Genomic DNA, 19,267 nt, shown 5'->3' with positions numbered 1-19,267 from the left:
AAATAGGAACTAGGTAACAAAAATCAACCTACACAGTAAAAGTAACCTAATAAAAATTACATCTTTCTTATATCAAAAATGTCGCCCGCCATTTTCACTCTTTAAACACAGGTCGTTCGAGCGACGCTAATACTCCCATTTAGTGGGGTTGCAGATGTAACGGGAATGAGGTTCTGCGTTACGGGCTACACTGCGTTTTTCAACGACTTCACAGAGTCGGGTACTTTGTTCGTTGTCTCTTGCCGTGGTTCTTCCCCACACAGAAACAAGGCCGGAGGGCTGATTGCTACACCCTTTGCCAACGTTAAAGGCGTGAATCGCATTGCGTTCAAAATAGGTAAAATTATTGCCATTGGGTGATTGAGGAATAAACCAAGCAGGAAGATCTGCCGAGGGGTCTGCATCGATGTAAAAACCATCCTGCCGGGAGTGACGCTCAAACAATGCGCTGTCTTCTTGAGCTACGAAGAACAGGTGCTCATCACCACAGGACGCTGAAGTCAGAGGCATGTAAAACTCTTGTGGATGATGATAGTGATAGGGGTAAAACGTATCGCTAAGCTGAACGGTCATGCCAATTTCAGCCCCTACAGGTTCACCATCAATGGTTTTTATGCGCAATAGCCCCCAAGGCCCCATTACTTCGGCATAGGCATACCCTCCGCGAAAACGCACGTTATGCGCTTTTTCACTATCGGCGTAAAAAGGTAACCAGCCCACAGCAGCCCAAAGATCAGGAAGTTGCCGGACGGAGATATCCGTCTTCAGATAATAAGGCATTTTGCTTTGCTGCAAAATGGCCCAAAAGTCGTTTGCCAGAGACAGACCTGCGTCTTTCAATTCCCCTGATTTTTGCTGATAAAACGCGACTAAAGTAGGTCGGTCAAGCCAGGCTGCGACAGTAGATTTGGCCTTAATATCATCGTTGGCAGAATAAAGAGGAAAGGCATCGTAGTGCTTCTGCGTATCAAAGCACTTTCTCGCTGCATCGGGTTCTTTTAATACACTATCGAGGTGTTTAATGGCTTTTTGAACATCCTGATATTTGGTCACACACTGCCGGGCGACGTTTCCACCTCCATCGTTAGTTTCAACCACCGCCAGCGGCCCGTCATTGCAGCCGTTGTTCTCAGTTAGAATTTCCCTCACACCTTGAAGGTATGTTAGTGTTTGACTCCATAGTATGTTTGCTGCTTCCGAGTGTTTAGCTGACGCATCAATATCGTCGCTGCAAACAAACGTGGCGGCTGCGGCCATCGACGAGAGCATCCACAGTTGCACCCCCGCCGCATAGCTAATAAATTGGATTTTCACGATATTTTCCAGCTTGTTTCACACTGACAAAACTATAACATAACCAATTTGAAGGAATAGCAGTGCAAACCCCAGAACAGGAATATCTCATTGACAACAATGTGCAATTGTTTCTCGTTGCACCAGTTTGGTTTTCTTCAGCCTCTGTAGGTATGTCCCCTCAGGAACGCCCTACCCTTCTAGAACTGCTCCAGGAAGAACTCAATGAAGACGGAGACTGTGGTGTATGGAAGCTCGAAAAGTTTCTCGCACCGCGTACGCTGATGTTGCGCAAATACGGACAATTGTGGCGTGAGTTTTCTTTTAATAGCCAATTTATGCAGGCCATCTCTTCCATTTTTGGTGAAGATTTATCTGATGCCGTCTTCGCTCGACTGACAATATTCGACTACGGGCTGGGAAATGTGGAGGTGTCGGTAAACCTACCGCTAGCTAATACCGAATCGCTGGAGGACGTTGCCACTAAAGCAGAAGCATTAAAGCTAAAATTTGTGAAAGAGTTTAACCAAGGGTTGCCTAATGCAGAACTCGAACTCACTGCTATCGACAAAAAATATGTGACATTTTCCGAAGATTATCTCAACGGCGTCGTCAATCAACTTCGGCCTGAATACGATGAAGGTGTGGTTCCAAAACGGGTTGCTTTTATGTGTGGCCCGGTAAGCAGAAACCTGTTGTTTGTCAATTCCGGAGGCGTGTGTCCCCAACTCACCGTTCACGCCCAGCAATTGCATGAAACTGCGTACACCTTTCTCAACGACGCAAACGATAACATGGGCTTCACCGGTTCCGAAAAAATTCCTATCAGTCACGAAGGGTTTGAAGGTGCAGTGGCCTTGGTCAACCGAAGTGAGTCATCCTGTATCCGCTACCGCAAAAACATTAAGCGAGGCATGACCTTTAGTGAGTTATGCGCGGCGGAAAAAGAGAACATTAAACGCACCAAGTTTCTGTGGTCCTTGGTACATTTGTACTGGTCAGCGTTGTTCTGCTCTTCGGAAGGCTATTATGTGATTGCGGCATCCAGTCGCATTGCCGATTACAAATCAATGGCAGCTATCCATGAAGAAATACGCAACATTGAGAATTATCAGTCTATTATCTCCATGATAAAATTTGAAAGTCAGCCGGAAAAAGTAATCGTAGAGGGTGAGGATTCTATTCGTTACGCCGCCATATGGGATGCGTATAAATCTGAAGATCTCATTCGTTCACTGATCCAAATTCAGAGCGATTCTGAGCAGTCGCTACTGACATTGAGAGATAAAATGCGCGAGCTTTCCAACAAGCGAACTAATCGCATACTGGCAGCGTTTACCGGCTTTACAATTATAAGTGTTATTATTGACCTCATTCTGTTTTACGACGTTCAGAATTTACTCCCCCCACCCTCGCGTTTTTCCTATCTGGGCTACGCACTTTCAGCGTTAGGTATTCTCACTCTGGGCTATTGGGGAGTAAATTTTATTCTTCATCGGGCGGCTATTTTGCGAAAAGAGTAGTATATGCGAAATCAAACCATAGATAACTACGTTAACACCTTTGTGTCGTATTTGGGCTTTCAGCCCGCTAATAATGACATAAAAGCCACCATACAGGCAGCACAGCGGTTTTTAGCAGATAAATCGCTGGAGCGCTCCACCGTACAGCCAACCCAAGCGCCTGTCACCCGGTGGTTGGATCAAGCCCTTGAATCAGCACTTGCTGAACCACACGACAACGACCACTTACTTTCACTCTGCCAGGCAACCCAAGCGGTGCTACCTTGCTGTCCGTGGACACCGGGCTACGACGAGAAAGACGTGGGCAGTGCATTTAAGCAATATTTTGCCTATGCAACGTTAGTGGGAGATGGCGGGATTATTCCCTGTAGTTACTTTTCAACGGGGATCACACTCATTGCCCCTGATTTCTTCTATGACTGGCACCACCATCCGGCCATTGAAATTTATTTGAACCTCACTCCGGGCAGTATGTGGGGAATCAACAAAGCACCACTCGATGAAAAAAAACTGGGCGATATCATTATTCACCCCAGTCAAATCGCCCACGCTATGCACTGTGAAAAAGCACCTATTTTGGCGCCTTGGTTGTGGGCTGGTGACGTCAATGTGCCAGCGAAAATGTGTTAGTTCAAAGGTATGTCGTCCAGCCAATTGCGATATTGCGTTGTTGAACCAAACTCTTTTTCAACCCACGCGGGGTTGTAGTATGTGTCCTGATAGCGGTCACCACTATCACACATCAGGGTAACAATAGAACCTGACTCTCCCCGCTGCTGCATACTTCGTGCAACTTGCAGTACCCCCCACATATTTGTGCCTGTTGACGCGCCAGCTTTTACGCCTAACATTTCTGACAGCCAAAGCATAGTGGCAATAGACGCACCATCATCTACTTGCATCATGCAATCAATCACATCAGGCTGGAATGAAGCTTCCACCTTGGGCCGGCCAATACCTTCAATTCGACTACCGCGCGTGTTCTGTACACTATTGTCCCGAGTTTGAAAACTCTCGAAGAAAACAGAGTGCTGTGGGTCGACGACCAATAATCGGGTAGCAAGCCCCTTGTAGCGAATATAGCGACCTATGGTAGCGGATGTACCACCAGTACCAGCGCTCATCACTACGGTATGGGGCTCTGCGTGAGGCTCCGCCGACATTTGGCCAAACATGCTTTCAGCAATATTATTGCTTCCCCGCCAATCGGTGGCACGCTCAGCGTACATAAATTGATCCATAAAATAACCATTTCTGGCTTTTGCCACACGTACAGCTTCGTCGTGCATCTGCGTTGGGCAATCAACAAAATGACAATGCCCTCCAAACTGTTCAATCAAAGCAATCTTACTTTGCGCGGTGGCAGCAGGCATGACAGCGACAAATGGCACGCCAATCATTCTTGCGAAATACGCCTCAGATACTGCAGTACTGCCGGATGAAGCCTCAACAATAGTGGTGTTTTCCCGTATTTTGCCATTGCACAATGCGTACAAAAATAGTGAGCGGGCCAGCCGATGTTTAAGGCTACCCGTTGGGTGAGTACTTTCGTCTTTTAGATATATATCTACACCTGGAATGTTGATTTTATCCAGTTTGATCAAATGTGTATCTGCAGACCGCTGGTAGTCTGCATTAATTTTTCCAATAGCTTGAGATACCCACGATGACATAACGCTACTCACTCCTCACCCAGTTGATAGTGCAAGTTTATACTGCATCAACGAGCACCATAATGCGAAGTAACATTACTTATCGAAAAAAAAGAGCAAAAAAACCCGAAAAAATAATAATAGTTAGAATTTTTTACCAACCCAAACCCTGCTTAAGTGCACATGCACAAAGTCCTTAAAAGGGCATATTGTAAAACGCAACATAAAAGGCAGTGACATTAAATATCGTTGGCTTCAGACCACTGACGAACAGCATCAAGAACTTTCAGCGCACTCCTGCCAAAATCCGTCAATTCATAACTCACCGCAACGGGCCTGTCATTAAGTACCTTGCGAACGACCATATTGCGACTTTCTAACTCTTTTAGACGCTGATCTATCATTTTCTTACTTGCCCCTCCCAGCATACGCACCAAATCATTAAATCGCACGGGCTCGTCTTTGAGATGATAAATAATAGACCCCGTCCACTTACCGCCGATGACGCGCATACCTCTTTCAATTGCACAGGGCTCGAGGCAAGTTTCACGTGAATTTCTTTTTCGGGACTGCTGCCCTTCGTGACCATTTTGCAAACTAAAATCTCCTTTGCTGGTACAGCGCTCATTCATGTCAATGCTGCGTTAGCGGCAACCATACAAGAAAACCCTGGCAATACCAATTCACCGTACTGCGAAAGCAATGAAACTGTAGAGACACGCACGGCCTTGTCGATGTCTCTATCCCTGGTTACGAAAATTAACAATTTTTCTATTCACAGTCCAAACACAAGTATGGCAGGGCCCTGAGACCAAGTGTCAATATTTGTTGGTCTATATGCTTTGTACAAAAATTTACAAGGCAGTTGATGTTGTTGATAATTAAGCCTATAACAATGCATATTAAGTATTGTGACGAGAAGACGACAGAAAAGGATTTAACATGAAAATAAGCGCACTCTTTCTTTCAACCCTCCTGCTAGCAGGGTCATTCAACGCTTTTGCAGATGAGAAAAAAATTCCAGAGCCATTCCGCGGTGACGATCCTGACTCAAAATTTGAAGTTAGCTATGACGACCTCGATGCATTTTTACAATCATTGGTACTCGATGTAGGCCGATCCAGCAGAAAAAAAGCCCCCCGCCCGCAAAATACCGGGACGCGAATGAAATCAAGAGTTAACAGACTTACCGCTCTTGAGGGAAATCGTTTTAATTTTGATGCCCTGGATGACGAAGAGGTCACAAAAATTCTCACTACACTGCAAGACAGCCTGGAGACACTTCCAAGTCAGGTACCACTGAGTTTGCTCAACCGAAATGAGCAACTTGCCTACTGGCTCAACCTTTACAACTTCACACTGCTAGATGAGTTAGCAAAAGAAAAGCCTACAAGCAGCGTTAAGAAATTACTGGACTACGGTGATGAAGATTCGATATTAGCGAAAAAAGTACTCAACGTAGGTGGCGTTTCTTTAAGCCTTGACGATATTCAGTTTACGATCTTGAAAGAGAAATACCACGATAACGCACTGGTTATTTACGGCCTGTTCCAAGGCAACATAGGCGGTCCAAGTATTCAGAATAAGGCGTTCCAAGGTAGCAACGTTTGGCGTCAGCTTGAAGAGAATGCGACTGAGTTCGTTAACTCTAACCGTGGCACCTACTATGACGGTAAGATCTCGGTGTTTTACGAGCGAAACCTGCCTTTTTTTGATAACAGTAAAGAAAAACTGAAAGAGCATCTACTGGATTTTCTGGAAGATGATTTTTATACCGAAATCATGAATGCGAAAACGCTGGACTTCGATACCGCTGACTGGCAAATTGCCAGCCTGACGGGGGGAGCCAGAGATTTTGGAGCGTCGGGTATGATCAACAACGCCGCATTGCTCGATGCAGTACAAGCAAAACAACGCATCGGTGGTGGAAGCGGCGGTGTTAGTAGTGTCGCAATTGAAAACCCACTTGGAGAAAACGTTGTTGACATGGCTCGCTTGAACACCCGCTTCCCGGCCGCACAAATTGAAGTACTACAACGGCTACGGGAAATGCAAAAAATTAATCAGGGTAAAGTGGAAATTAAGGACCTTGATAAGGAAGATGTGAAAAAAGACATCAAAAATTAATAAAATATTACTTTTACCAATAAAAAAGCGGCTGTTGTGATGCCGCTTTTTTTATTGGTGCAACCTGCCGATGCCGGCAACGACTTACTTATTTTTCCAACAAAATTCGCAACATGCGACGCAGTGGCTCTGCAGCCCCCCATAATAGTTGGTCGCCAACGGTAAACGCGGAAATATATTCAGGCCCCATATTGAGTTTGCGAATACGGCCCACGGGGATCGATAATGTGCCAGTTACCTTTGCCGGTGTTAACTCCTTCATGGTCAGTTCTCTATCATCAGAAATAACCTTTACCCAATCGTTGTGTTCACCAATGATCCGGTGAATCTCATCAAGGGGTAAATCGCGCTTCAATTTAAGGGTAATGGCCTGACTGTGGCAACGCATTGCGCCTACTCGCACACAAAGCCCGTCGATAGGAACCGGCGCAGCTTGGGTACCCAATATTTTATTGGCTTCTGCCTGTGCTTTCCACTCTTCACGACTTTGCCCAGAAGGTAACTGACTGTCGATGTAAGGAATGAGGCTACCCGCTAAAGGCACGCCAAATTGCGCCGTAGGATTATCATCAGAACGAATGAAATCTGCAACTTGGCGATCAATATCAAGAATGGCCGAAGACGGGTCGTCTACTAAAGACTTAACACTGCTATGTACGGCACCCATTTGACTGAGCAATTCTCTCATGTGTTTAGCGCCGGAACCAGACGCGGCCTGATAGGTCATAGGCGACGCCCACTCCACCAAATCCTGCTCGAATAATCCGCCAAGGGCTAATAACATCAAAGAAACGGTGCAATTTCCGCCAACAAAAGTTTTCAGGCCATTATCCAACCCTTTGTCAATTTCCTTTCGGTTTACCGGGTCGAGAATAATAACCGCATCGTCACTCATTCGAAGGGCCGATGCTGCATCGATCCAGTAGCCGTTCCAGCCTGACTCACGAAGAGCAGGATAAACGGCCTTCGTGTAGTCACCACCCTGACATGTGATGATGATGTCCTGCATTGCCAACGCATTGATATCATGTGCATCTTCGAGAACACCACTCGATTTACCGGCAAAGTCAGGCGCAGCTAGACCTTTTTGAGAGGTTGTAAAAAAGGTTGGCTCAATAGAAGCAAAGTCGCTTTCTTCCTGCATTCTTTGCATTAATACCGAACCGACCATACCGCGCCAGCCCACCAAACCAACTTTTTGCTGAGACATTTGTAAACCCTTATTTCGTATCCTTTCCGATGTCTGCCTCGTGACAAAACCTCTGAGCGGGTTCTTTATCTCATTGTCACTTTCATCAGAAAACGTGTTGTAAAGCCCGCAGTCTATAAAGAATAAGATTGCTTTGCCAGTTGCAATTCACGGTTAGTCACAAATAAAAGGCCGAATGAATTCACTGGCAGAGCGGAAATGGCTAGGCCTAAGCGTAGTCAGCAATGAGTCAACCTTTACTACTGAGTAAATAACAAACAGTTCTATATGGCCTCTCTTCGGAGTTTCAGCAATATAACTTAAAAATAATACAGCTTAACGCTTGTGTAAAAAATGTTAATGACCATACATTTTTTACTGTTTTTTGTTGGCTGGTATGACGCTTACTTTCTCAATTTGTCTAAAAAAACAACGCCAAATCGAAAACCTGATTTCTTTTTGTACAGCTTATGAAAAATTGATACAGATCAATTACTCACGGCTATTCGCTTGCCTCCCCCTCTATTTACAATTCATTTTCAATTGAGAGATCAATGAGCACCCCGCTCCCATTCTCACTCTTGTTTACCCCACTTAGTTTCTCTACTCTCTGCCCGGAGAATTTGTACCTGGCATAGTCAATTTCAGTAAATTAAGAGCGTTAATCATGCAAACCGTTCCGCACCAGCCTGGCTTCAACTCGGTAGTCTTTGACCGAGTGGTGTTAGACAGCACCAAAGCTGTCGGCATGCTGTTGTGGATCGCTACTCTCGTATTGCTCTTCAACGTAACCACTATTATCAGCGGTATCATGGCTGACTCTTCTGAATTCGTAAGTGCACTTCACGACAATCTCGTTGTCGAGCCACATTTTCTGGCAATTGCACACGTATCCTTGTCAGTATTTTTCCTGTCAACCACCTTGCTACTGTGCTTAATAGGGCTAAGACTTTACCCCCGCGCTTTCGCACGATCACGCGTAAGCAAAGTTGCCACACCGATTTTTGTCTTAAATGACACGTACCGCCAGCCGTTTGTTCACCAATTCGGTAGCCGGGCTCCCCCTTTCTAGCAGATGACAACCGCTGGTTACACATGGCTCCAAGACACATTTGTAACCAAGGGCGCTTAATTCGGCGACAAGCTGTCTTTCCGCGTTCATTTGTTTGAAAAATCGTCGATATATTCTATCGATTTTACGCATGTCGCGCTAAGCGACAATAACGATAAACCTGGGTTATAGGAAAATGCTTTTGTCTATTCGTAACCTTTCTAAAATTGCTTTTGCAGCAATCGTGCTGTTTTTGGCCGGTTGTAGCGGTGGCGTACTTGATCCCAAAGGGCAAGTCGGCATTGAGGAAAAGAACCTTATCATTTTATGTACGGTTCTGATGCTCATCGTCGTTGTGCCAGTGATAGTACTTACCTTGTTTTTCGCCTGGAAGTATCGCGCCAGCCGCGATTTTGAAGTCTATACACCCAAATGGGCTCACTCGACCAAGATTGAAGCCACAGTGTGGACTATTCCCATTCTCATCATTATCGCCCTGGGCATAATTACCTGGCGTTCAACGCACTCACTGGACCCATACGCCCCACTAGAAGGTAAAGGTGAGCACATGACGGTTGAAGTGGTTTCGCTGAACTGGAAATGGCTATTTATCTATCCGGAACAGGGTATTGCCACGGTGAACGAATTGGTGTTTCCAACCGATAAGCCCATTGCTTTTAAGATCACATCTGAAGGCACAATGAATTCATTCTTCATCCCTCAACTGGGAAGTCAGATTTATTCAATGGCAGGCATGGAAACCAAGCTTCACCTTATTGCTGAAGAGCCGGGCACGTACAAAGGTATTTCGTCTAATTACAGTGGCGCAGGTTTCACCGGTATGAAGTTTGATGCCATTGCGACATCTACTGAAGACGAATTTGAAGCTTGGGTACAAAAAGTGAAACAGGAAGGCGGCGCGTTGACCTCAGAAAGCTATAAAACCTTGGCTGAACCGACGGAATATCATCCTGTTACCTACTTTAGCACCGTTTCCGACGGTCTATTCCACGAAATCGTTATGAAGTATATGAAAGATCATGGCTCCATGGATTTCTATGGCAAACCGGCTAACGCTGTTCAGGGTGAAAAACCCAAACACAGCGGGCACAACGGCCATCATATGGGAGTTGAAGAGTAATTATGTCTTTTCTCGGTAAATTATCACTGGAAGCCATTCCACACGATCCAATTATTATCGTTACCTTGTGTGTAGTGGCAGTACTTGGTGTTGTGATTGCATTTATGCTCACCAAGTACAAACAATGGGGACCTCTGTGGCGCGACTGGATTACCTCTGTTGACCACAAACGCTTGGGTATTATGTACATCTTGCTGGCCATGATTATGTTATTGCGCGGCTTCGCCGACGCCATCATGATGCGGACACAGCTCGCTGTAGCCACTAATGGCGCTGAAGGTTACCTGCCGCCGGAACATTACGACCAAATATTCACTGCCCACGGCGTGATCATGATTATCTTTATGGCAATGCCTTTCATGGTGGGTCTGATGAACATCATTCTGCCTCTGCAGATTGGTGCCCGTGATGTGGCGTTCCCGTTTTTGAACAACCTAAGCTTCTGGTTAACCGCCGGCGGCGCAATCCTCATTAATATATCATTGGGATTGGGTGAGTTCGCTAAAACAGGTTGGGTAGCCTATCCACCGTTGGCCGGACTGGAATACAGTCCGGGGGTTGGTGTTGACTACTACATATGGGCGTTGCAGATATCCGGGCTCGGTACGCTATTGACGGCCGTTAACTTCTTGGTAACGGTATTTAAAATGCGTGCACCTGGCATGAAATTAATGCAAATGCCAATTTTCACCTGGACCTGCACCTGGGCGAACATTCTGATTGCCGCGTCATTCCCTATTTTGACTGCGGTACTGGCCATGTTAACCCTTGACCGCTACCTCGACTTCCACTTTTTCACCAATGATGCCGGTGGAAACTCGATGATGTACATCAACCTGTTCTGGGCTTGGGGTCACCCTGAGGTTTATATCCTGGTATTACCTGCTTTTGGTATATTTTCAGAGATTATTTCAACCTTTACCGCTAAGCGCTTGTTTGGCTACAAGTCTATGGTATATGCCTCTGGCGCCATTGCTATTTTGGGCTTTATCGTTTGGTTGCACCACTTCTTTACAATGGGGTCAAGCGCAAATGTTAACGCCTTCTTCGGCATCATGACTATGGTTATTGCCGTCCCTACCGGTGTAAAACTGTTTAACTGGTTGTTCACTATGTATCGCGGTCGTCTGACTATCAGCGTACCCGTACTATGGACGCTTGGCTTTATGGTTACCTTTACCATTGGTGGAATGACGGGTGTGCTGCTTGCTATTCCCGGTGCCGACTATGTATTGCATAACAGCTTGTTCCTAATTGCCCACTTCCACAACACCATTATCGGTGGTGCGGTATTTGGTTACCTGGCAGGTTTTGCGTTCTGGTTCCCTAAAGCAATGGGCTTCAAACTGGACGAAAAAACCGGTAAAGCCGCGTTCTGGTGCTGGCAAATCGGATTTATGGTGGCATTCATGCCGCTGTATGTGCTTGGTTTCCTGGGAATGACACGTCGCTTAAACCACACGGATAATCCGGATTGGAATATCTGGTTGTACATAGCTGCCGTAGGTGCCTTCATCATTGCCGCTGGTATTTTCTTCCAACTGTTGCAATTGTTCATCAGTTTCAAGAACAGAGAAAAACTGAAAGATACAACAGGTGATCCGTGGAACGGCCACACGCTGGAATGGTCTACTGCCTCTCCGCCTCAGTTCTACAACTTTGCACACATCCCTCACATCAAAGACATCGATGCCTGGACGGATATGAAAGAACGTGGTGAAGCGTATCAGCAACCACAAAAGTACGCCCCTATTCACATGCCGAGAAACACCTCTGCTGGGTTCCTGATGAGCATGTGTTTCACCGCTATGTGTTTCGCACTTATCTGGCACATCTGGTGGCTGGCAGCGGTGGGTTTCATCGGCGGTATCGCAGTATTTATCAAGCGCTGTTACACCAGCGACGTTGATTACTACGTACAACCTGATGAAGTAGAAAAAATTGAAGCAGAGCACTTATCTGCCAATGCGAAAGGAGTGAGCGCATGAGCACAGTAGCAGCTGATATGCACCACGATCACGAGCATCACGAAAACAATAACGTATTCGGTTTCTGGCTGTACTTGATGACCGATTGCCTGTTATTTGCCTCGTTCTTCGCAACATACGCGGTATTATTTATGAATACCGCTGGCGGAGTATCTGGTAAGGACATTTTCGAACTGGACTTCGTGGCCGTAGAGACAGCAGCATTGCTGTTAAGCAGTATTACCTTTGGGTTTGCTATGATTGCAGCCCACAAGCAAAACAAAGGCGGCACATTACTGTGGCTTGCCGTAACCTGGGTTTTCGGTGCGGTCTTTATCGGCATGGAAATTTACGAATTTCATCACTTGATCGTCCATGGCAATGGCCCACAGGAAAGTGCGTTTTTAACAGCATTCTTCTCGTTGGTCGGTTTGCACGGCTTGCACGTGTCCTCTGGTCTTGTCTGGATGACGATTATGATCATCGAGGTGATGCGCCGCGGACTGCCTGATAAAACCGTTACGCGCCTGAGCTGCTTAAGCTTGTTCTGGCACTTTCTGGACATTGTCTGGATTTGCGTATTTACCGTTGTTTATCTGATGGGAGCACTGTAATGAGTCAGCACGATACAAATGCTGTTAGCCACGCAGAAGACCATGGTGATGTGAAGTCTTATGTCATTGGTTTTGTCTTGTCTGTCATTCTCACCGTGATCCCCTTTTGGATGGTCATGGAAGGTGATTTCAGCAAAACTACCACCATCTGGAGTGTCGTGACTCTGGGTCTGGTACAGATTTGGGTACATTTGAAGTACTTCCTGCACCTGAATTTCGTCACAGAAGAAGGTAAAGCAAACACAATCTCGTTCCTGTTCAGTGCACTGATTATCTTTATGGTAGTTGGCTTGTCCGTCTGGATCATTTACGAGTCAAACGCGATGATGATGTACTAGCCTTCTGGCTGGTACATCTCAGAATGGTTGAATGAGGTAAACGGGCAAATGAAACCCATATTTCGTCGATATTTAACAGTGACAAAACCCGGTATCATCATGGGTAATCTCATTTCCGTAGCCGGCGGTTTTCTGCTGGCCTCGCGGGGTGAAATTGACATACTTCTGATGACAGCAACACTGCTGGGATTATCACTGGTTGTTGCATCAGGATGTGCGATCAATAACTGCATTGACCGGGATATTGATGCCAAGATGCAACGCACTCGTACACGGGTTACAGTGACGGGTGAGATGTCCGCAAAAGCCGCTTTCTGGCACGGTATTGTGTTGGGTGTGGCCGGTTTTTCGTTGCTCGTTGCTTACACGAATCCCACCGCAGTATTTTTTGCTGCCTTGGGTTACGTTGTGTATGTCGGGCTCTACAGCCTCTACATGAAACGCAACTCGGTGTATGGGACCTTAGTGGGCAGTCTGTCAGGTGCCGTACCGCCAGTGGTTGGCTATTGTGCAGTAAGTGCGCAGTTTGATACCGCTGCTGCCATTTTGCTGGTGATGTTTAGTTTATGGCAAATGCCGCATTCTTATGCCATCGCCATTTTCCGCTTCAAAGATTACGAAGCAGCGAATATCCCGGTACTTCCGGTGGCAGAAGGTATCGGCAAAGCCAAGCACCACATTGTGCTGTACATCGCAGTGTTTGCATTGGTGACCCTGTTGTTGCCAATTAGTGGCTATACAGGTCTTGGATTTATGGCCGTTGCTTGCACCACCAGCTTCTGGTGGTTGTTAATGGCACTCAGGGGTTATCGCAGTGATATAGACGTTAATGGCTGGGCCCGCCAGGTATTCGGATTTTCTATTCTGAATATTACAGTGCTGTCCATCGCCATGGCCGTAGATTATCACGATACAGCCACCTCGCTCTTTGCCATTGCACTATGATTAAAAACAGCTCTTCGGAGCTGTTTGTTTTTCGCAACTCTATTCAGTGACATTTGTAATCCCTACACATCCCCCTGACACTTTTGCACTGCCCCCTACAAACAGTACAAGATTCACTCAAATACCGTCTGTATAGCTCTCAGATCGACCAGCTTTCATACAACCATTTTGGTACGCTAATTGAAATGCTCCTAATGAAGTAAACACAGACGGTGTGCAAACTGACTTCATCTGTTCTCTAGAGAAACTAAACAATTAAGCCCACCGACATGTAACAATGTTAAGGAGTATATCCATGACTAAATCACTATCCTTTATCGCCAGTGTTTCAGCAATAACGGCCTTTTCTTCTTTCAACACACAGGCACAGTCACTCGATACGCCTTGGCAGGATGATCCGGGTGTATACGTGGGAGGAAATTATGGCTACCTCAAGATTGATGGTGCCGGCGACTTTGACGATGACAAAGACGTATTTCAAGGACTAATAGGCTATCGCTTTAACCGCTACCTGGCCTTTGAGGGTTCAATTATAGATTTCGGAGATTACGGCAATGCGTTGTCAAACGCAGACACCGATGGCTGGACAGCTGCTATCAAAGGTACTTTGCCGCTCACTAATCGCTTTGCCGTGTATGCTAAAGCAGGTCAGCTTTGGTGGGATACTGACTACGATGTCGCAGGCGCGACCGGCAGCTACGATGACGAAAGCTTATTCATTGGTGCTGGTTTGTCTTACAACGTGACCAAGCACTTTCTAATCAATGCAGAGTACACAGTGTACGATGCAGATTTAGACGCTGATACGCTGGCTGACGATGTCGACGACACCAACTTCGATACAGACCTAAAGCAAGCCAGTATTGGTATCGAATACCGGTTCTAACAGCCTTTTCACTATTCACTTCGAACAAAAAATGGGGCGTATATACGCCCCACGAACACACACTACTACTTTTTTATTAGAATTGTGCTTTTAGCGCAATGCCGAAGTAGCGATCAGCATCCCTTGGAATTTGATAGCGGAAGTTGTCCCCACTATAGGTAGTGGCATAGCTTTCATCCAGTAGGTTCTTCGCAATCAGGGATACGCGCAGCGCATCTTCGTTAAACGACATACCCACACTGGCGTTTACCATCGAGTAATCAGGCAGTAGTGACGCTGGGTTAAAGCTACCGGTATTACCTGGCAAATCCGAATACTGCTCGTCGGTATACACATATGAAGCATTGTAAACCAGGTCAAAACCGTGAGATGTTTCCATAAAGTACTCAGCTGATAGTGAGTATTTCAAGTCTGGTGAGAAAGGAACGTCTAGTCCAGAGCGATCAGTACAAGCATCGGGATCCACTTCTACCGGGCAGTTAAACTTATCTATTTCCGCTTTCGTGTAAGCAGCACCACCTATGAGAGTAAGGTTATCAGTGGCATGCCACATAAAGTCTACTTCAACACCTTGCGTCGATACATCACCTGCATTTGTCAGCCGCGTAATACAGGCACCGTCAGAACAATCAAAGTTGTTTGCCTGGAAGCCTTCGATATCCGTAGCAAATAACGCTACGTTTAACAGTAAATCACGGCTGGCATATTTATATCCCACTTCAATTGAATCTGACTCTTCTGCGCCAATCGGGCGACCATCATTGTCTGGATTGAAGTTATAGTAGACATTGAATCCCGGGCCTTTGTAGCCTTGGGAATACGTACCGTAAATCATTTGTCCCTGAGCGATATCGTATTGAATTCCAAGACGTCCTGACAGATTAGTTTCATCCACACTACCCTGCGTATCAGTATTCTCGGTCGCTGGACGCACACCCACACCCCGGCGACCATATTCGTCATTGCTCACACGTCGATGGGTATACGACACTTCATCGTCGGTATAGCGCAACCCAAATATCAGCCTTAAGTCATCACTGAGATCATACGTACCATCACCGTACAGCGCCCAGTTATTGAATTCTGTGCTCATATACGCCGTTGCAGAAACAATGTCGTTTGCGTTGCAAGTTACGCCCAGAGAAGCTGCATACGCTCCTAAATCAGACATCGCGGTAGTCAGCGCTTCACCTGACAGATTGTTCTGTGCGTAAAATGCCATTGCCTCATCTAACTGACCCGCGTTATTTTGACAGCTGGCATCACGGGTAAAGCTGCGCTCGGAGTCCATATTCCAGTAAAACAAGCCAGCGAGGAAATTAAACGGGCCATCGAGGTTTGAGGCTACGCGAAATTCCTGTGAAAATTGACTCCACTCCTGAGGCCCTACGTCATGCAGAAGAAACTGTGCGCCAAACACAGGCTCATTACTGTCTCCGGCCGTCGAGGTAAAATCTCCTTCCCGGTACTCCGTGTTTTCCCACGAACGCTGGGCAGTGATAGACGTATACGTATAGTCACCCACCGTCTTGTCTACCTGCACAGAAAACGCCGCGTGGTCGTCAACAGTTCGAGATTCAAAGTCATGGTCAATTCGGCGTTGTTCAAGATCAATATCTGCCACACCGTCGACAATGCCATTACTATTAGGCGCGGCTTTAGAATCTGGGTTCCGGCCACTTGGCAACCCTTCTAAATCAGCACAGCAATCATCGTCTGCGCTATAGAATTCACTGATAAACTTGACGGAAAGGTCATCTGACGGCTCATAGAAAACCACCGCCCGCGCGCCCTGGCGGTCATAACCATTGACTTTCTCATTGTTAAATACATTGTCGATGTAACCGTCAAACTTACCCTGGAATACCGTCAGGCTTGCAGATATTTCATCAGTCAGTCCACCGCTTACAGTGCCTTTCAGGCGATATTCATTGTCTTGATAGAATTCAGTGGACAAACTGCCCGTCAATTCGTCGGAAGGGGTTTTGGTGGTGATATTTACAACCCCAGCCGAGGCATTTTTACCAAACAAAGTGCCCTGTGGGCCCCGTAGAACTTCAATTCTGTCCACGTCATACAAATCAGCAAATGCTTGCCCTGAACGCCCTAATACAACGCCATCAACAACGGTAGCTACACTTGGTTCTGCAGCAATACTAAAGGAGATGGTGCCGATACCACGTACCGTAAGTGCAGAGTTACGGGTCGTGGTACCTTTTCGAAAACTGACTGACGGCACGAGGGCCTGGAGATTCTCAACACTATTGGCAAAGGCTGCGTCTATTTGATCACCTCTGAGTACAGAAACAGCAACAGGAACATCACTGATACTCTGCACTCGCTTCTGTGAAGTAACCACAATTTGTTCGAAGGACTTGTCATCAACGGCGTCACCGCTTTGTTCATTGTCCTGTGCAAAACTTAGCGTGCTAACAAATAATCCGGACGTCATAGCAAGAGTTACCGCTCGACTGACCAATGACCTAGTTGTATTCATGTTGTTCTCCAGGGTGTTTCGCTTTTCGCACTTTTTACCGGTGTTCACAATGACTTGTTAGGGACTGAGCACCAGCGCTTGCGCATTCGGTTTTTATTGTTGACGTAGACTAATGCACTACGCGACATCTACAGCATAAGTAGTCTTATATAAGAAGCAATCTTCCATCTGATGTCTTATATAAGAGTAACCAATTTAAACAAAAGTTTAATATTTTGCAAACACTATGTTAACTTTTTTGATTTATTTCGAGGATCTCTTTTGACTAGCGTTCCAGTGCAATATCTTTTTGCCCGTTAATATTCAGGAAGGCACATTGACCAGCCGTTTAAGCCGCTGAGAATAGCGTTTGTTCCACCACTTCATACTCAGGCCAATGGCAAAGAAACACGACACCCATACAGCAATTAGCGCAGGTGCAAAAGCATCGCTTAAGCCGCCCACAAAACCCACCGGTGAAAACACAATATAGAGCGTGGTAATAAGACCCACCAAAACAATGGCACTGGGGATGGCATAGCGCCAAGGCGTCATATTGACAGCGGCTTTCGGAGTAAAATGCCAAGGCGTGGCCATGGGATATAACCGCCCGATCACCAGCATAATGGTCAATTCAATGGCAAACAAAATAGCGTAGATATGTATGAAATTGATATCCACATCCCAGACAAATTTTAATAACGCATACGCGACAATATGGAATAAAATAGCAACTTTAGCCGCCAGCGCAGGAACGCGTTTGGTAAATAGTCCTACTAACACGATAGTTATCACCGGAATATTGTAAAACCCGGTAAATATTCGAATGATTTGCCACAGTCCCTCCGGCGCAAACATCAATAGCGGTGCGGTTATAAATGAAAGCACAGCAATGATCAGGCTGGTAATTTTTGCCACTCGAATAAGCTGGTCATCACTCACTGGACTTTTCTTCAGCGGCTTGTACACATCCAAACAAAAAAGCGTGGCCGCACTGTTCAACAGTGAGTTAAAAGAGCTAAATACTGCGCCAAGCAATACCGCCAGAAAGAAACCTGACAAATATTGTGGCAGTACATCTTTTACCAAATGCGGGTATGCGAGATCAATGGTCTGCAGGTGCTCATCCTGATAAAGGTGGTAAGCAATAACACCAGGAAGCATCATCATAAACGGCACAAGTACTTTGAAGTAACCGGAAAACAGTACCCCCTTTTGTCCTTCGACCAGGTTTTTGGCGCCTAACGTGCGTTGAATAACGTATTGATTGGTGCCCCAGTAAAACAGGTTCGCAAGTATCATACCGGTAAAAATAGTACCGAAAGGCACGGGGTCATCGGCGCCACCTATGGCATTTAACTTTTCAGTTTCCGTGGTGGCAATGGTGGATAAACCAACACTAAAGCTGCCATCGCCCAAGGCAATAAGCCCCAGTACCGGAACGAGTAATCCCACAATAAGCAGTCCAATACCATTAATGGTGTCTGATACCGCCACAGCTTTAAGGCCACCGAAAATGGCATATAAAGCGCCGACAGTACCTACCACAACAATAGTAAATACCAACGCCGCTTCATAACTGATATTGAACAGGCCAGGCACATCGAACAACCGCAATACTGCAATGGAGCCAGAGTAAAGCACGGAAGGTATAGTGACCAGTGAATACCCCACCATGAACAACACCACTGTCATACGCCTGACACTATCGTCAAAGCGATCCCGAAGAAACTCGGGTAAGGTAGAAAAGGCGCCAGCCAAGTAACGGGGCAAGAAAATTAGCGCCATGATAATTGTGGAAATACCCGCAGTAACTTCCCAGGCCATGGCGCTGAGGTTATATCCAAATGCCGAACCATTCAGGCCAATTAGCTGTTCAGCGGACAAATTGGTCAGAATCATTGAGCCCGCAATGAAGGTACCAGTAAGTCCACGACCAGCAAGAAAGTAACCATCCTGGGTGTTCACTTCCCCTTTCGTTTTCATATAAGAAATAACTGCAACCAGAGTCATAAACATCATGCAGGTTAAAAGGGTCAGTGTGATATCCATTTACTTCGCTCCT

Annotated in this window: 16 protein-coding genes; 10 read left to right on the top strand and 6 right to left on the bottom strand. The window is 46.2% G+C overall.

What is annotated here, in order from left to right:
- Nucleotides 1-126: 126 nt before the first annotated feature.
- Nucleotides 127-1,314, bottom strand: coding sequence for a dimethylsulfonioproprionate lyase family protein (locus KO518_RS20180; RefSeq protein WP_216024780.1), 1,188 nt, complete (start codon nt 1,312-1,314; stop codon nt 127-129).
- A gap of 62 nt (nt 1,315-1,376) precedes the next feature.
- On the opposite strand from KO518_RS20180, the gene KO518_RS05160 reads away from it, so the two are divergent.
- Both KO518_RS05160 and KO518_RS05155 read left to right on the top strand, forming a co-directional pair.
- Nucleotides 1,377-2,816 carry a hypothetical protein gene (locus tag KO518_RS05160; RefSeq protein ID WP_216024779.1) on the top strand — a complete coding sequence of 480 codons (1,440 nt, stop codon included), beginning with the start codon at nt 1,377-1,379 and terminating at the stop codon, nt 2,814-2,816.
- Nucleotides 2,817-2,819: 3 nt separating this feature from the next.
- Nucleotides 2,820-3,446, top strand: coding sequence for a dimethylsulfonioproprionate lyase family protein (locus tag KO518_RS05155; RefSeq protein ID WP_216024778.1), 627 nt, complete (start codon nt 2,820-2,822; stop codon nt 3,444-3,446).
- On the opposite strand, the gene KO518_RS05150 is transcribed toward KO518_RS05155, so the two are convergent.
- Together KO518_RS05150 and KO518_RS05145 are read right to left on the bottom strand one after the other, a co-directional pair.
- Nucleotides 3,443-4,489, bottom strand: a complete 1,047-nt coding sequence (locus KO518_RS05150) for a PLP-dependent cysteine synthase family protein (RefSeq protein WP_216024777.1) — start codon at nt 4,487-4,489, stop codon at nt 3,443-3,445. The two genes, KO518_RS05155 and KO518_RS05150, sit on opposite strands and share 4 nt — an antisense overlap.
- A 218-nt stretch (nt 4,490-4,707) precedes the next feature.
- Nucleotides 4,708-5,100 (bottom strand): helix-turn-helix domain-containing protein, encoded by a 393-nt coding sequence (locus KO518_RS05145; RefSeq protein WP_216024776.1) that lies wholly within the window; start codon nt 5,098-5,100, stop codon nt 4,708-4,710.
- A 310-nt stretch (nt 5,101-5,410) separates the two neighbouring features.
- Here KO518_RS05145 and KO518_RS05140 point away from each other — a divergent pair, with 310 nt between their 5' ends.
- Nucleotides 5,411-6,595 (top strand): DUF547 domain-containing protein, encoded by a 1,185-nt coding sequence (locus KO518_RS05140; RefSeq protein WP_216024775.1) that lies wholly within the window; start codon nt 5,411-5,413, stop codon nt 6,593-6,595.
- Between the two features lie 88 nt (nt 6,596-6,683).
- Here KO518_RS05140 and asd read toward each other — a convergent pair whose 3' ends face one another.
- Nucleotides 6,684-7,805: an aspartate-semialdehyde dehydrogenase gene (gene asd / locus KO518_RS05135; RefSeq protein WP_216024774.1), complete on the bottom strand. Its 1,122-nt coding sequence runs from the start codon at nt 7,803-7,805 to the stop codon at nt 6,684-6,686.
- A 646-nt stretch (nt 7,806-8,451) separates the two neighbouring features.
- Here asd and KO518_RS05130 point away from each other — a divergent pair.
- The 7 genes from KO518_RS05130 (at nt 8,452) to KO518_RS05100 (ending at nt 14,726) form a co-directional block, all read left to right on the top strand.
- Nucleotides 8,452-8,856, top strand: a complete 405-nt coding sequence (locus tag KO518_RS05130) for a hypothetical protein (protein ID WP_216024773.1) — start codon at nt 8,452-8,454, stop codon at nt 8,854-8,856.
- Between the two features lie 181 nt (nt 8,857-9,037).
- Nucleotides 9,038-9,976 (top strand): ubiquinol oxidase subunit II, encoded by a 939-nt coding sequence (cyoA, locus tag KO518_RS05125; protein WP_216024772.1) that lies wholly within the window; start codon nt 9,038-9,040, stop codon nt 9,974-9,976.
- Between the two features lie 2 nt (nt 9,977-9,978).
- Nucleotides 9,979-11,964 (top strand): cytochrome o ubiquinol oxidase subunit I, encoded by a 1,986-nt coding sequence (cyoB, locus tag KO518_RS05120; RefSeq protein ID WP_216024771.1) that lies wholly within the window; start codon nt 9,979-9,981, stop codon nt 11,962-11,964.
- Nucleotides 11,961-12,557 carry a cytochrome o ubiquinol oxidase subunit III gene (gene cyoC / locus KO518_RS05115; protein WP_216024770.1) on the top strand — a complete coding sequence of 199 codons (597 nt, stop codon included), beginning with the start codon at nt 11,961-11,963 and terminating at the stop codon, nt 12,555-12,557. The genes cyoB and cyoC overlap by 4 nt, the downstream gene beginning before the upstream one ends.
- Nucleotides 12,557-12,895: a cytochrome o ubiquinol oxidase subunit IV gene (gene cyoD, locus KO518_RS05110; RefSeq protein ID WP_216024769.1), complete on the top strand. Its 339-nt coding sequence runs from the start codon at nt 12,557-12,559 to the stop codon at nt 12,893-12,895. The genes cyoC and cyoD overlap by 1 nt, the downstream gene beginning before the upstream one ends.
- A gap of 57 nt (nt 12,896-12,952) precedes the next feature.
- A complete protein-coding gene (gene cyoE, locus KO518_RS05105) occupies nt 12,953-13,840 on the top strand; it encodes a heme o synthase (protein WP_216025446.1) in 888 nt (295 codons plus the stop codon).
- 295 nt (nt 13,841-14,135) lie between these two features.
- The gene (locus KO518_RS05100; protein ID WP_216024768.1) at nt 14,136-14,726 is read left to right on the top strand and encodes a porin family protein; all 591 of its coding nucleotides are present in this window, start codon (nt 14,136-14,138) and stop codon (nt 14,724-14,726) included.
- 76 nt (nt 14,727-14,802) lie between these two features.
- Here the strand turns inward: KO518_RS05100 and KO518_RS05095 are convergent, their stop codons facing one another.
- Together KO518_RS05095 and KO518_RS05090 are read right to left on the bottom strand one after the other, a co-directional pair.
- Entirely contained in the window at nt 14,803-17,223 is a 2,421-nt protein-coding gene (locus KO518_RS05095; protein ID WP_216024767.1) for a TonB-dependent receptor, read from the bottom strand.
- Nucleotides 17,224-17,526: 303 nt separating this feature from the next.
- Nucleotides 17,527-19,254 carry a solute:sodium symporter family transporter gene (locus KO518_RS05090; RefSeq protein WP_216024766.1) on the bottom strand — a complete coding sequence of 576 codons (1,728 nt, stop codon included), beginning with the start codon at nt 19,252-19,254 and terminating at the stop codon, nt 17,527-17,529.
- Between the last annotated feature and the right edge of the window lie 13 nt (nt 19,255-19,267).

Source organism: Aestuariibacter sp. A3R04, from assembly GCF_018860805.1.
Lineage (GTDB): Bacteria > Pseudomonadota > Gammaproteobacteria > Enterobacterales > Alteromonadaceae > Alteromonas.
Note: the sequence above shows the minus strand (reverse complement) of the source record. Positions and strands in the feature narration are given on the sequence as shown.